At 70.4% G+C, this 13,646-nt stretch carries 10 protein-coding genes; 2 read left to right on the top strand and 8 right to left on the bottom strand.

The genetic code is table 11. The features are described 5' to 3' along the window. Positions 1 to 63 precede the first annotated feature (63 nt). The 7 genes from HD599_RS05995 to HD599_RS05965 all read right to left on the bottom strand — a co-directional run bounded on the left by HD599_RS05995 (position 64) and on the right by HD599_RS05965 (position 10,966). Entirely contained in the window at positions 64 to 1,806 is a 1,743-nt protein-coding gene (locus tag HD599_RS05995; protein WP_184234657.1) for a collagen-like protein, read from the bottom strand. Between the two features lie 206 nt (positions 1,807 to 2,012). Then, positions 2,013 to 3,419, bottom strand: coding sequence for a glucose-6-phosphate dehydrogenase (locus HD599_RS05990; RefSeq protein ID WP_184234654.1), 1,407 nt, complete (start codon positions 3,417 to 3,419; stop codon positions 2,013 to 2,015). Between the two features lie 98 nt (positions 3,420 to 3,517). Continuing rightward, a complete protein-coding gene (locus HD599_RS05985; RefSeq protein ID WP_246376104.1) occupies positions 3,518 to 5,653 on the bottom strand; it encodes a beta-galactosidase in 2,136 nt (711 codons plus the stop codon). Further along, entirely contained in the window at positions 5,650 to 7,659 is a 2,010-nt protein-coding gene (locus HD599_RS05980; protein WP_184234652.1) for a beta-galactosidase, read from the bottom strand. Before HD599_RS05980 ends, HD599_RS05985 begins: the two co-directional genes overlap by 4 nt. Before the next feature lie 2 nt (positions 7,660 to 7,661). Next, positions 7,662 to 8,579 (bottom strand): carbohydrate ABC transporter permease, encoded by a 918-nt coding sequence (locus tag HD599_RS05975; protein WP_184234649.1) that lies wholly within the window; start codon positions 8,577 to 8,579, stop codon positions 7,662 to 7,664. Further along, the gene (locus HD599_RS05970) at positions 8,576 to 9,532 is read right to left on the bottom strand and encodes a carbohydrate ABC transporter permease (protein WP_184234646.1); all 957 of its coding nucleotides are present in this window, start codon (positions 9,530 to 9,532) and stop codon (positions 8,576 to 8,578) included. The genes HD599_RS05975 and HD599_RS05970 overlap by 4 nt, the downstream gene beginning before the upstream one ends. Positions 9,533 to 9,613: 81 nt before the next feature. Further along, positions 9,614 to 10,966 (bottom strand): ABC transporter substrate-binding protein, encoded by a 1,353-nt coding sequence (locus HD599_RS05965; RefSeq protein WP_246376103.1) that lies wholly within the window; start codon positions 10,964 to 10,966, stop codon positions 9,614 to 9,616. Positions 10,967 to 11,316: 350 nt separating this feature from the next. Between HD599_RS05965 and HD599_RS05960 the strand changes: the two genes are divergently transcribed. Both HD599_RS05960 and HD599_RS05955 read left to right on the top strand, forming a co-directional pair. Continuing rightward, positions 11,317 to 12,375 (top strand): LacI family DNA-binding transcriptional regulator, encoded by a 1,059-nt coding sequence (locus HD599_RS05960; RefSeq protein WP_184234643.1) that lies wholly within the window; start codon positions 11,317 to 11,319, stop codon positions 12,373 to 12,375. A gap of 63 nt (positions 12,376 to 12,438) precedes the next feature. After that, a complete protein-coding gene (locus tag HD599_RS05955; protein WP_184234640.1) occupies positions 12,439 to 13,233 on the top strand; it encodes an MBL fold metallo-hydrolase in 795 nt (264 codons plus the stop codon). 2 nt (positions 13,234 to 13,235) lie between these two features. Here the strand turns inward: HD599_RS05955 and HD599_RS05950 are convergent, their stop codons facing one another. Then, complete coding sequence (locus tag HD599_RS05950; RefSeq protein WP_184234637.1) at positions 13,236 to 13,646, bottom strand: hypothetical protein; 411 nt, start codon at positions 13,644 to 13,646, stop codon at positions 13,236 to 13,238.

Below are 13,646 nucleotides of genomic sequence, written 5' to 3'. Positions count from 1 at the left end.
CGATCGTACAAGGCGTAGGGCGAAAGCGCGTGACGCTCGCCGGTCGAGGCGCGACGAGCCGCGCTACCGCGCCTTGTTATCCGCCACGCTCCAGCCGAAGGTCGTAGTCGTCTTCGTGCCGTCTGCGGCGAAGGCCGAGAACGTCTCGGCGATCGTTCCCACGGTGAACTCGAGCGCCGCGGAGGACCCCGCCGAGCCCTTACCGGTCGTCGTCGAGGTGAAGAGGCCGGTGAGCACGACCGAGCCGACCACGCGCTTCGAGGCGTCGTAGGTCGCGATCGTCAGCTTGCGCTCCCGCCCGTCGACGATACCGACCAGCGCGGCCAGGCCGGAGTTCGCGATGTCGAGCCGCAGCGGTCGGATCGAGGTGCGCGCGGCCGCGGCGGCCTCGAGGTCGAGGCAGACCGGGGCGGAAAGGTCGAACGCTTCCCTGAGGGTGGCCGACGGTCCCTGAGCCCCGTCGATCGTCGCGACCTGCACGCTGCCCTTGGGGGTCGCGCAGCGGCCGTCGGCGAGAGGGGCATTGTTGCCCGCCAGCAGATCAGCGGTCGCCGACACCAACACGGTCGACCTGCCCTGGGCGGTGACGGACAGGGTCTCCCACGGGAGGGCGACGAACGCGCTGCCGCTGCCCGACATCGGCAGGTTCAGCGCGTCGATTCCGAGGTTGCCGAAGGTGTAGACCAGCGACCCGGTGGCCCGGGCACACCCGGACGGCTGCGCGGCGGCCGCGTCACAGGTCGCGCCGGCGGCCGACTCGCCGAGTTGCACGCGCATGCCGGTGATTTTCGAGCCCGTGAACTTCGCGTTCGACAGCCGGGTGGCGATGCCGGAGGGGTCGAGGTTGAGGTACGCGTCGGACCAGGTCACGGCCGACACGTTCGGGATCGAACTATTCGTGTAGGACGCGCTCGCGGTGCTCATCACGCAGAACCCGACGCCGTCGACCGCGGCAGTCGTGCCGCCGGCAAAGGTGAAGGTCACGAGCGGCGAAGCCTCTGCGGTGCAGCCCTCGGGGAAGCCCTGTGCCGGGTCGACGGCGGATGCAGCTTCGCCCGCGGGCCCCGCCGGCCCCGCCGGCCCCTGCGGGCCCGTGGCACCGGTGTCGCCCGTGTCGCCCTTCGGGCCCTGCGGCCCGGTCGCGCCGGTGGCGCCGGTCGCGCCTGCCGCGCCGGTCGCCCCGTCGGCTCCTGCGGCGCCCACGGCACCGGTCGCGCCCTGGATTCCCTGCAGACCCCGCGGGCCGGCGATCCCCTGCGGCCCCGCGGCGCCCGGAGCAGCGATCTGCACCCACTTCGTGCCGTCGGAGCCGGGCGTCACCGCCGTGCTGCCGGCGACCGCGACGTAGACGCCTCCGCCGTGCGCGACGACGCTGGAGGGCGGTCCGGCCGTGTACGCGGTCGTGGAGCGCCACGGCGTCACGGACGACCAGGCTGCTGAGCCGGTCGCACCCTTCGCACCCGTGGCGCCGGTTGCCCCCTTCGCGCCCGTGGCGCCGGTCGCGCCCTTCGCGCCTGTCGCACCCGTGGCGCCCTTCGCCCCGGTCGCCCCGGTTGCGCCCCTCGCCCCGGTCGCACCCGTGTTGGTGACCCACTTCACGGCGATCTCGGTCGTCGCCTTGCACAGCGCCGTCGAGGTCACCGTGCGGAGCACACCCGTCGAGGCGTTGTAGCACCCGGGCTGGGACACGGCCTGCGCGGGAGCGGCGACAGCGATCGCCCCGACGGAGCCGAGAGCCACGACCGCGACGACGGCGAGCGCACGGGCGGCGCGGGGGTGCTTCCAGCGGGAAAAGGGCAGCTTCATGGTCGGTATCCTCCGGGATGTCGCCCGCATGGGGCCCGCCGACGGCAGCATCCATCGCTCCGTCGTCAACAACGTCGGCCAATTAGATCATGAACGCAACGCTTTGTCGGGTTTTTTGGGCGGGCCGCGGTGCCGTTGACCCGAACTGGGGGCAGGTCGGTCCAGCGGATGTCGGAGGGACGCACGCCCCGCGCCGAGTAGCGCGCTCACCACCCCGCGGGACCGCTGCTCCCCGCCTCGTACTCCTCGAGGGGCGTCACGCCGTCCGCCCACGCCGTGACCACGGGGCTGACGATGCGCCAGCACTGCTCGGCGATGTCGCCGCGCACCGACAGCAGGGTGTCGCCGTGCAGGATGCCCGCGAGCACCCGGGCGTAGGCGCCGAGCTCGACCTCGTCGGGGATCGCGTCCAGACCTAGCTTCTCGAGGCTCCCGCTGTCGCGGGAACCGTTGACGAGGATGTCGAGGCCGACGCCGCCCGTCTCGAGCGAGACGAGCAGCACCCCGTCGTCGGAGCCGGCGCTCAGCCCCGTCGGCACCTCCGCCCGCCGGAAGTGCACGGCGACCTCGGTGCGCGGCGAACCGATGGCCTTGCCCGACCGCAGCACGAACGGCACACCGGCCCAGCGCGGGGTGTCGACCTGCAGCAGCAACTGCGCGAGGGTCTCGGTCCCCTGCTCGGCGTCGACGCCGGACTCGTCCACGTAGGAGGGGAAGAACTTCCCGTCGACGCGCCCCTCGGTGTACCGGGCGCGGCTGGCCGTGGCGGGATCGTCGTGCCAGAGCCGCGTGACTCCCAGCACCTCCGCCATCCGGTCATGCACCGCCGTCGCGTCGACGGAATCGGGACGTTCCATCGCCGCGAACGCGAGCACCATCAGCAGGTGGCTCTGCAGCATGTCGCGCAGCGCGCCCGTGCCGTCGTAGAACTCGGCGCGGCCCTCGAGGCCGAGCTCCTCCTCGTAGACGATCTCGACCTTCTCGATGCTCTCGGCGTCCCAGCCGGCCTCGAGCAGCCGGTTGCCGAAACGCAGTCCGAGCAGGCCGTACGTCGCGGCGTTGCCGAGGAAGTGGTCGATGCGCCAGAGGCGGTCCTCGGGGATCACCGCGGCGAGCGCCTCGTTGAGCGCGACGGCCTGCTCGAGGTCTTCGCCGAACGGCTTCTCGATGGCGACGACGAGGTCGTCGGGCAGGTCCAGCTCGGCGAGCGCGGCGGCGACCTTGAGCCCCATCGCGGGCGGCAGGGCGATGTAGAGCACGGGCGACGACTCGCACGCGGCGAGCAGCGCGGCGAGCTGTTCGGGGTCGGAGGCGTCGGTCGGCACGAACAGCGCGGTCGACGACAGCTCGTCGACCGTCGCGGCGGAGATCCCGGCGTCGCCCAGGCTCTGGCGCACGAGAGCGCGCCACTCGTCGGTCGGCTGCGGCGACCGCGCGGCGCCGACGATGCTCAGCGCGACGGGGTTGCGGCGCTCGCGGGCCGCGTCGACCACCTGTCCGAGGGCCGGGATCAGCAGCCGCTCGGTCAGGTCGCCGTTGGCGCCAAGGATGGCGAAGGTGCGGGCGGTGGACGCGAGCCCCTCCGCGGTGGGTATTCCGGTGTGCTGGCTCATGTGTCTTCCTTCGTAGCCGGAGCGCCGATCGGCTGACCGGGGTCCCCGGCCCGCGTCGGGCGAAACGTCCCGCAAGGCTACCCGGCGCTACTGCACGCTCACTCCCGGCCGGGCGTGCCCTCCGCGAACACCCGCACGTCCCAGGCGCCGAGCGTCACGGTGTCCCCGGCGGCGAAAGCCGTGCCGTCGACGACATCCGTCACCGCTGCCGGCAGTTCGAAGACGCTCTCCTCCCACGCCCAGTTGTGCACGAAGCGGATCCTCTCGCCGGCACGGTTGGTCGCTCCCGTCACGGTCTGGGACGGCGCCGTGGGCCGCCAACCGCCCGATTCGCCCGCGCCGACCCGCGCGGCCCAGTCCATCAGTGCGGTCGCGAGCGGCAGATCGGGCACCGTGCCCACGTAGGTCACCCGTCCCGCACCGTGGCGACGCGTGGTGACGGCCGGGAAGCGCCCGAAGTGCGGGTGCTCGTACGAGACCAGCACGTCCGCGTCCCCCGCGACCACGCCGTCGGCCCAGAGTGCGGCCGTGGACCCGGGTGCGAGCGAGAAGCCGTGGGCCGCGGCATCCGCCCCCTCGCGTACGGGCAGCGGTTTCTCGAGGTTGCTGAACTCGTCGTAGAAGACGCCGGCGGCCTCGGCGAGGAACGCCGGTTTGCGCTCGACCCGCGCCCGGGCCTCGTGGTCCTCGTACCCGGTGCGGATCCCGACGACGAGGTGTCCGCCGGCGGCGGCGTAGGCCTCGAGCCAGCGCAGGTCGTCGTCGGTCGCGATCGTGAACGCGGCAGCGACGAGCACCGGCCGCGTGCGGGCGAACTCCGCCGGGTCGACCGCGGCGAGCTGCGAGGGGTGGACCGTGTTGGCTTGCAGGCCGGCGTCGAACGCCCCACGGGCGAACGCGTCGAAGACCGTCTGGAAGGAGCGGCGTTCGGGCGCCCCGGCGTCGGAGAGGTTCGGGTACCCCTCGAGCGCCCACTTGCTCGGGTTGGAGAACAGGATCGCGACGTCGCTGTCGGGCGTGAGCTCGGTCACCCGGTCCCCCGCCGCCGCGAACTCGGCGCCGAGTGCGGCGATCTGGGCGTACACGCGTCCCGGTTTCAGACTGTGCGGCAGCACCCCGCCCCAGTAGGTCTCCGTGCCGGCGTGCAGGGTGTGCCAGTGCCAGTACTCGATCATGGTGGCGCCGCGCGAGACGAGTGCCCAGGCCACCTGACGCCACTGCCCGTCGTACCCGGGTTCGTTCGACCACGGGAAGCCGATGGCCTGCGCGTCGGTCTCGGTCACGAGGAACGGCGCCTGCTTCGAGCCGTACATCCGGTCGGCGGTCGCGTAGAGCGCCCACGTGCCGGTCGTCGTCCAGTGCTGGTCGTAGGGCTCGGCCGACGGCAGGGCGAGCTTGTCCTGCATGCGGTAGTACGGGTTGCCGGCGGTGATGTCGAGTCCGACGGTCAGCAGCTCGTCGCTCACCGTCTTGCGCTCGTACGAGATGCAGGTCGTGACGAACTGGTCGTCCCGCGCGTACTCGCGCACGATGTCCGCCTGCCAGGTGATGAACGTGGTGGTGAGCTCCGCCTGGAACGTGCGCCAGGCCAGCGAGTACTGCGGCTGTGCGTTGCCGTCCGGCGTCCAGAGGTCGGCCCAGGTCGAGAGCCGGTGCGACCAGTAGGTCAGCCCCCACTCCGCGTTGAGCGACTCCACGCTGCCGTACCTGGTGCGGAGCCAGTCGACGAAGCGCTGGAACACCTGCGGGTTGGCGAAGATCTCGTTGCCCGGCTCGTTGTCGACCTGGTACCCGATGACCGCGGGGTGCTCGGCGTACCGGGCGACGATCCGGCGGATCACCCGCTCGGCGTGGAACAGGAACGCGGGGTGCGAGTAGTCGATCTCCTGCCTCGCGCCCCACCCCATCGGTTGTCCCGAGCGGCGCTGCACGTTGACCTCCGGGTACAGCCGGGCGAGCCACAGCGGCACCGCGTAGGTGGGTGTGCCGAGAATGACCCGGATGCCGTGCTCGTGCGCCGCATCCAGCACGGGTTGGAGCCAGTCGAGGTCGAAGCGGCCGTTCTCCGGCTCCCAGGTCGACCAGACCGATTCGCCGACCCGGATGACGGAGAAGCCGGCCTCCGCCATGAGGCGCATGTCCTCGGCGAGCCCGCGGGTCGGCTGGTATTCGTAGTAGTACGCGGCCCCGAAGAGGATGCGGTCGGTGAGGTGCTGCATGGTGTCCTTGCTCAATCGGTGGTGGTGGATTCGACGACGACGGCGACGCCCTGGGGCGGGAGCCGGAGACCTTTCGCGGGTGATCCGCTCAGCAGGTCGACGCCGTCGGCGAGCAGTTCGGCGTGGTCGGCGCCGTGGTTGATCACGAACAGCGCGGTACCCCGCCGCACGGCCTCGACCCGCTCCCCCGTCGCGACCGGGTCGGGCAGCGCGATGCCCGCGTCGGCGACGATGCTCTCGGCGAGCCGGCGGTGTGCGGCGGGGTCGGGCAGCGTCGCGACGTACCAACCGGAGCCTCCCCCGGTGGAACGCCGGGTGACGGCCGGCCATCCGGCGAGGTCGCCCGCCGCGAAGGTCGCCAGCGTCGCGGCATCCTCGACCCTCAGGTATTCGCCCCAGACGTGCCCGGCCGCATCGCCGCCGACCACCTCCCCGGCGAGCGCGAGAGACGGAGCGTCCGCGATCCCGGTCGCCCGCAGGTCGGGTCCGGCGGGCGGGGCGAACTCCTCGATCCACACCCCGAGCGCGCGCCGCAGCGGTTCGCCGAGGTAGCCGCCCAGCCGCACTCGCAGGTTCTCGTCGGTGACCGCCGTGCCGAAGCCGACCACGAGCGTGCCCGTCTCCGCGTACGACGCGAGGTTCTGCACGGCCGCGTCGCTCGCGGCGAGGTGGGCCGGCACGACGACCAGCTGGTAGCGCGACAGGTCGGCGTCGGCCCGCACGAAGTCGACGGTGAGGCCCAGCGAGGTCAGCGCGCGGTGCCAGGCGAAGAGGATGCCGAGGTAGGGCACGTCCGTGGGCGACGCGGGCTGCTCTACCGCCCACCAGCTGTCCCAGTCCAGGGTGATCGCGACGTCGGAGGGCACGCGGCTCCCCGCGACCGCGTCCGACAGAGCCGCGAGCTCCCGCCCGAGCTGCTCGACCTCGCGCCAGACGCGGGTGTCGGTGCCGGCGTGCGGCACGAGGCCGGAGTGGAATTTCTCCGAGCCCGCGGCCGACTGCCGCCACTGGAAGAAGAGGATGCCGTCGGCCCCGCGGCCCACCGCCTGGTACGACCAGGCGCGCATCTGGCCGGGCGCCTTGGGGGCGTTCCTCCGCCGCCAGTTGACCGCGCTCGGCGCCTGCTCCATCAGCAGCCAGGGCTTGCCGCCGCCGAGCGACCGCATCAGGTCGCGCACCATCGCCGCGTACGCCGGCGAATCCGGGTCGACGGGGTCGGGGTAGGTGTCGTCGCTCACGATGTCGACCTCGGCCGCCCACTTCCAGTAGTCCACCGGCTTGAAGAAGCCCATGAAGTTCGTGGTGATCGGCACCGTCGACCGCTCGCGGATGATCGCGACCTCCGCCCGGTAGCAGTCGAGCAGCTCGTCGCTCGAGAACCGGTCGAAGTCCAGCAACTGGGTGGGGTTGCGGAAGCTCGGCGCGGCCCGCGGCGGCGTCACCTCGTCGAACGAGTCGTAGCGCTGCGACCAGAAGGCCGTGCCCCACACCCGGTTGAGCTCGTCGACCGAGCCGTACTTCGCCCGCAGCCACGCGCGGAACGCCACAGCCGACACGTCGCAGTAGCACCGGCTGACGTGGCAGCCGTACTCGTTGTTCACGTGCCACAGCTCGAGCGCCGGGTGGTCGGCGTAGCGCTCGACCAGTCGTCGCACCAGCTCCGCGGCGTGTTCCCGGTACACCGGCGAGCTCGGGCAGTACTGCTGCCGGCTGCCGACCGACAGCCGCACACCGTCCTCCGTGACGGGCAGGGTCTCGGGATGGCGCACGGCCAGCCACGGCGGCGGTGACGCGGTCGCGGTCGCGAGGTCGACGCGCACGCCGCCCGCGTGCAACAGGTCGAGCACCTCGTCCAGCCAGGCGAAGTCGTACTCCCCGGGACGCGGTTCGAGACGTGCCCACGAGAAGACTCCGACGGTCGCGAGCGAGACGCCCGCGGCATCCATCAGTCTGACGTCGTCGTCCCAGACCTCGCGGGGCCACTGTTCGGGGTTGTAGTCCCCTCCGTACCAGATCGTCATCGTCAGCCTTTCACTCCGCCGCTCGCGAGACCGGACTGCCAGTACCGCTGCAAAAACAGGAACGCGATGACCAGCGGCAGGATCGACACGAACGACCCCGTGATCACCGTCGAGAACAGCGCCTGCGATCCGCCGCCCGCGCTCGCCGCCGCCTGCAGCTGCGCCAGCCCCACCGTGATCGGGTAGAGGTCGGAGCTGTTCAGCATGATCAGCGGCAGGAAGTAGTTGTTCCAGGTCGCGACGAGCGAGAAGAGGAACACCGTGACGAGCCCGGGGCCGAGCAGGCGCAGCCCCACCTGCCGGAAGATCCGGAACTCGCCGGCGCCGTCGACACGGGCGGCCTCCAGCAGGCTGTCGTCGATGGCGTCGGCCGCGTACACCCGCATCAGGTAGACCCCGAACGGGCTCACCAGCGACGGGATGATGACGGCCCACGGCGTGTCCGTCAGGCCGGCCTGCGAGAACAGCAGGTAGGTCGGCAGGGCGAGCGCCGTGAGCGGGATCATCACCGCCCCGAGGGTCGCGCTGAACAGAGCCTTTTTGCCCGGGAAGTCGTACTTCGCGAACGCGTAGCCCGCCATCGTCGCGAGCACCGTCGCGCCCAGCGCCGCCGAGACCGAGTAGACCAGCGTGTTCACCAGCCAGCGCACGAAGATGCCGTCGCGCACCGTGAACAGGGTCTGCAGGTTCTCGAACAGCGAGAAGTCGCCGCCGAACCAGAGGCCGAAGGTCGAGAACAGGGTGGAGTTGTCCTTCGTCGACGACACCAGCAGCCACCAGATCGGCAGCACGAAGTAGAGCACGCAGAGCCAGAGCAGCACGGTGAGCAGGATGCTGCGCCGCTTGTCGGGGTTGTACCGCCGGCCGGTGCGCGGCGGCACGATGGCGGCATCCGTCGGGCGGCTGTCGAGGGCGGTCATGACATCCTCATCTCACGCCGCTCGCGGCGTTGCTCGCCGAGCTGCACGACGTACGAGACGACGGCGATCACGATCCCGAGCAGGAAGGCGATGGCGGCCGCGTAGTTCAGCTCCTGGTTGATGAACGCGAGGTTGTACGCGTAGTAGTTGGGCGTGAACGCGTTGGTGATCGCGTCGGGGGCGATCGCGTTCAACAGGCTCGGCTCGGCGAACAGCTGGAACGAGCCGATGACCGAGAAGATCACCGTGAGCAGGATGGCGGGGCGGATCGCCGGGATCTTCACGCTCCAGGCCAGGCGGAACTGCCCGGCACCGTCGATCTCCGCCGCCTCGTACAGCTCGGCGGGGATCGACCGCAGGGCCGCGTACATGATGATCATGTTGTAGCCGACGAACTCCCACGTGACGATGTTCATCATCGCGCCGAGGATGCTCTCCGGGGCGAGGAAGTCGGGGGTGCCGAAGCCCACCGCCCGGGCGATCTGCGCGATCGGGCCGAAGTCGGGGCCGTAGAGGTAGCCCCACATCAGCGTCGCGACCACGGCGGGCACCGCGTACGGCATGTAGATGAGCATGCGCACGGCCTTCGAGCCGTGCGCCCGGGCGCTGTCGAGCGCGAGGGCGAAGAACAGCGCGAGGCCGAGCATGATCGGCACCTGCACGACGAAGAACAGGGCGACCCGGCCGAGCCCGCCGAGGAACGCGGGGTCGGTGATGGCCCGGGCGTAGTTGGCGAAGCCGGCGAAGACTTCGCCGCCGATCAGCTTGCTCTCGAACAGGCTCAGGTAGCCCGCGTAGACGAGCGGCACGACCAGCATCGCGACGAACACGACGAAGAACGGCAGCAGGAACAGGTAGGCGGCGAGGCGTTGCTTGCGCTTCGCGAGGTTCGTGCGTCGCGGGGGCGACGGGGTGATTGTGCGCTCTCCACTGAGCGCCGGGGCGTGCGTCATTGCAGCTCCTTCTCTGGGGTGACGGGGTCGGCCGAGCCGGGATGCCGGGCGCCGCCGCTCGTGGACGGCGCCCGGCGGGCCTCACTCGACGGTGAATCCCTGGTCTTCGGCGTAGGTGACGAGTTGGTCCTGCCAGTCGTCGAGCGCCGCGGAGATGTCGCCCTTGTCCGCGATCACCGTGCCCATGGTCTCCTCGTACGTGGAGTACACGTAGTCCATGAACGGGAGCCATTGGAAGTCGGTGTCGACGGTGTCCGAGATCTCGGCGAACAGCTGGTTCACCTTCTGGCCGCCGTAGAACTCCGACTCCTGGTCGACGAACGCGGGGTCTTCGAGCACCGAGACCTGCGGCGGGAACAGGAACTGCTCCGTCGCCAGCCGCATGGCCGACTCCTCGTCGTTGTTGATGAACTTCGCCAGCTCGTAGGCCGCGATCGGGTTCTCACTCGACTCGAGCACCGCGTCGGACGAGCCGCCCCAGTTGCCCGAGATCTCGTCGCCCGCCTGCCACTGCGGCAGGCTCGACGCGCGCCAGAGACCCGACGTGTCCTCGGCCGTGCCCTGCAGGAAGATCGGCCCCCACGCGGCGGTCAGCCAGCCCGCGTACTTGCCGCTCGCCAGGCCTTGGTACCACTCGTCCTGGAAGTCGACGTCGGTCGAGACCAGGTCCTTCTGGATCAGGTCGGTCCAGTACGCCGCCACCTTCTTCGCCTCCTCGCTGTTGACGTCGATGGTGACCGTCTCGCCGCCGTCGTAGCCGAACGGCTTGGCACCGGCCTGCCAGAAGAAGCCGATCATCTGCCCGGCCTGGGTCGCGCCGAGGTTCGAGATGTACGAGCCGGTCGCGGTCTTCACCGTCTGCGCCGCGGTGGCGTACTCGTCCCAGGTCGCGGGCGGGGTCGTGATCCCGGCCTGGGCGAGGATGTCCTCGCGGTAGAGGTTGCCCATCGGGCCCACGTCCTGCGGGATCGCCCAGACCTCGTCGTCGGGCGACACCTGGTTCCACGCCCAGTCCACGTAGTCGCCGGCGAGGTCGTCGCCGCCGAACGCGGTCAGGTCGAGCAGGGACTCGTTCAGCACGAACGACGGAATGTACTGGTATTCGATCTGTGCGACATCCGGGGCCCCTTCGCCCGCCTCGATGGCGCTCCTCAGCTTCTGGTAGTGCGGAAGACCCTGGCCCACGTTCTCGACGGTGACGTCGATGGCGGGATACTTCTCCTCGAAGAGCTCGACCTCGTTCTCGATGTCGGGCACCCAGGTCCAGAAGGTGAGTTTGGTGGGCGTCGTCATCGCCTCGTCGATGTCGTCTTGGCTGACCGGGCCCTGTGTGCCGCCGCCGCCCGAGCTCGGCGAGCAACCGGTCAGGAGCAGTCCGATGGACACGGCGCCGCCAACCAGCGCCAGTGCTGTTCTCCGTGTCTTTGTCTTCATGGTGACTCTTTCTTGTGGGTGTGTCGGATCGCAGGATCCCTGGGTGCTCACCGGCTGGGGCGGGTCGGCATTGACCGCGCGACCGGTGAGACGTGCGTGGCCCTCGAGACGTCCGAGATGGGCATGAGGGCGATGGATGCCGCGGGCGTCGGCGATGCGGACGGGCGCGGTACTCGGTTCGAGAAAATCATCTGAGGCAGACTCCGTTGTGAGCGTCAGGACGAGAGATCGTTGGCAAATGTTGTCGATAACATTTGCACGAGGCCATAATGTTGCCGATAACATCACGGTGTCAAGAGTCAGTTTTCGTGCACAGCTTTCTGCGCGGGGATGAAGCGGAAGGAATGGGTATGAGCGGCACAGCAGAGTCATCCGAGATCGCCCGCGCGCCGTCGTCGGCTCCACCCAAGGCCGCGACAATCTACGACGTGGCGAAGGCGGCGGGCGTCTCGCACCAGACCGTGAGCCGGTTCCTCAAGGGCTACGAGGGCATCCGCCCGCAGACCCGGGACCGGGTCGAACTGGCCCTCGACGAACTCGGCTACCGCCCCAACCTCACGGCGCGCAGCCTCAAGTCGGGACGGTCGCACCGCATCGGCGCCCTGACCCACGAGATCGCCCACGTCGGACCCGCCCGCATCGTCGAGGGAGCGAGTGCCGCCGCCCGCGAGGCCGGCTACGTGCTCGACATCGTCTCGCTCGACACCCGCGACCCGAGCGCCATCGAGAAGTCGCTCGCGCTGATCACCCAGCATGATCTCGCCGGCGTGCTGGCGCTCGGTGTGACCGACGGCATGACGCACGCGTTCGAGGCCACCGCGTTCCGGGTGCCCGCCTACGTCGCCGCCGAATCCGACAACCTGGCCGACGATCCGCGGGCGGCCCTCTCCCGTCTGGGCCTCGCGGCAGTGGTGTCGCACCTCGCCGGACTCGGACACCGGCACTTCGTGCACATCGCGGGTCCCACGGAATGGTCCGCGGCCCGCAACCGCATCCGCGCGTACGAGAACGCCATCGCGGCGAACGGCGTCCACTCCGTCGGCACCCTGCAGGGCGACTGGTCGGCCGAGTCGGGGTACCGCGCCGTGGCCGGCCTCGCCGCGCTGCCCGGTGCCACGGCGGTGGTGTGCGCGAACGACCAGATGGCGCTCGGCGCCATGCTCGCCCTCAAAGAATCGGGCCTGCGCATCCCCGACGACATCAGCGTCGTCGGCATCGACGACATCCCCGAGGCGGCCTACCTCGATCCCCCGCTGACGACCGTGCGCAACGACTTCGACGCGCAGGGGCGCGCGGCGATGCGGCAGCTGCTGGCGCGCATCGAACACACGGAACTCCCCCGCCCCGTGGCGCCGACGCCGCTGCTGATCGTGCGGCGGTCGTCGGGGCCGGTGCCGACCAGCCCTTGAATTGCGGCAACTCCGGGCAATATCGTCGCGACGAGCCCGCGCTCACCTGAACGGAGGACGCCCATGCTGAACAAGGTCGCCGATGGCGTCTACGTGCACGAGAGCGAGTTCATCCAGAGCAACACGACGGTCGTGCAAGGCCGGCACGGGGTGCTGGTCGTCGACCCCGGCATCACGGACGCCGAACTGGCCGACCTCGCCGACGACATCCGCGAACTCGGGCAGCCGGTGGTCGCCGGCTTCTCGACGCACCCCGACTGGGACCACGTGCTCTGGCACCCCGACCTCGGCGAGGTGCCCCGCTACGGCACGGCTCGCGGCGCTGCTTTCATCAACGAGGTCCTGACCCATCCCGACTGGCGGTCGGAGGTCGCCGAGGGGCTCCCGCCCGAGCTCGCCGACGAGATCCCGACCGATCTGTTCGGCCAGATCACCGGTCTCCCCGTCGACGCGACGCACCTCCCGTGGGACGACCCCGCCGTACGGATCATCGAACACCGAGGCCACGCCGAGGGGCACGCGGCACTGCTGGTCGAGGACCGCGGAGTTCTCGTCGCCGGCGACATGCTGTCCGACATCCTCATACCGTTTCTCGACCTGCAGACCGACGACCCGGTCGGGGACTATCTCGCCGCACTCGCCCTGTTCGACGAAGTCGCGGATCAGGTCAACGTCGTCGTCCCGGGACACGGCTCCGTCGGCCACGACGTGCGCGCCCGCATCAGCCAGGATCGCGCCTACCTGGAGGCCGTGCGCGCCGGCCTGCCCACCGACGACTACCGCGTCGGCCCGTCGGCGCCGCTCTACTGGCTGCCCGAGGTGCACGACTGGCAGGTACAGCGCCTCAGCGGTGCCTAGCCTCAGATCTCTTTCGACCAGATGTCGAATGCGCCGTGCTGTCCGGGCACCGTCTCCGAGATCGTGCACTCGATGATCACGTCGCGGGTGGGCGCCCCGATGCCGTCCACCACGGTCGCGTCGTAGGTCAGCACGACGGTCTCCCCCACGGCCTCCGCGGTCGATGCGTCGTCGTCCCAGTGCATCTCGTACTTCTCGTAGTTCATGACACCGCCGGTGTCGCACGAGCGTTGCGCGGCCAGCAGCGTCAGCCCGAGGGCGATCTCGTCCCCGGGCGGGAGCGGCTCGGTCCAGTCCTCTTCGGCGGTCGCGGTGGGCCGGGCGGTCGGGGCCGCGAGCATGGCGCTCGTCGGGGACGTGCAGCCCGTCAGCAGGAGCATCCCTGCGGCGAGAACGATCGGCGTGATTCGCAT

Source organism: Conyzicola lurida (assembly GCF_014204935.1).
GTDB classification, from domain to species: Bacteria; Actinomycetota; Actinomycetes; order Actinomycetales; family Microbacteriaceae; genus Conyzicola; species Conyzicola lurida.
This window is presented reverse-complemented; position numbering and strand designations above follow the sequence as displayed.

Coding starts and splice junctions, on each gene's coding strand:
- HD599_RS05995 (WP_184234657.1), bottom strand. CDS start 1,806: ATGAAGCTGCCCTTTTCCCGCTGGAAGCACCCCCGCGCCGCCCGTGCG.
- HD599_RS05990 (WP_184234654.1), bottom strand. CDS start 3,419: ATGAGCCAGCACACCGGAATACCCACCGCGGAGGGGCTCGCGTCCACC.
- HD599_RS05980 (WP_184234652.1), bottom strand. CDS start 7,659: ATGACGATCTGGTACGGAGGGGACTACAACCCCGAACAGTGGCCCCGC.
- HD599_RS05975 (WP_184234649.1), bottom strand. CDS start 8,579: ATGACCGCCCTCGACAGCCGCCCGACGGATGCCGCCATCGTGCCGCCG.
- HD599_RS05970 (WP_184234646.1), bottom strand. CDS start 9,532: ATGACGCACGCCCCGGCGCTCAGTGGAGAGCGCACAATCACCCCGTCG.
- HD599_RS05965 (WP_246376103.1), bottom strand. CDS start 10,966: ATGAAGACAAAGACACGGAGAACAGCACTGGCGCTGGTTGGCGGCGCC.
- HD599_RS05960 (WP_184234643.1), top strand. CDS start 11,317: ATGAGCGGCACAGCAGAGTCATCCGAGATCGCCCGCGCGCCGTCGTCG.
- HD599_RS05955 (WP_184234640.1), top strand. CDS start 12,439: ATGCTGAACAAGGTCGCCGATGGCGTCTACGTGCACGAGAGCGAGTTC.
- HD599_RS05950 (WP_184234637.1), bottom strand. CDS start 13,646: ATGCGAATCACGCCGATCGTTCTCGCCGCAGGGATGCTCCTGCTGACG.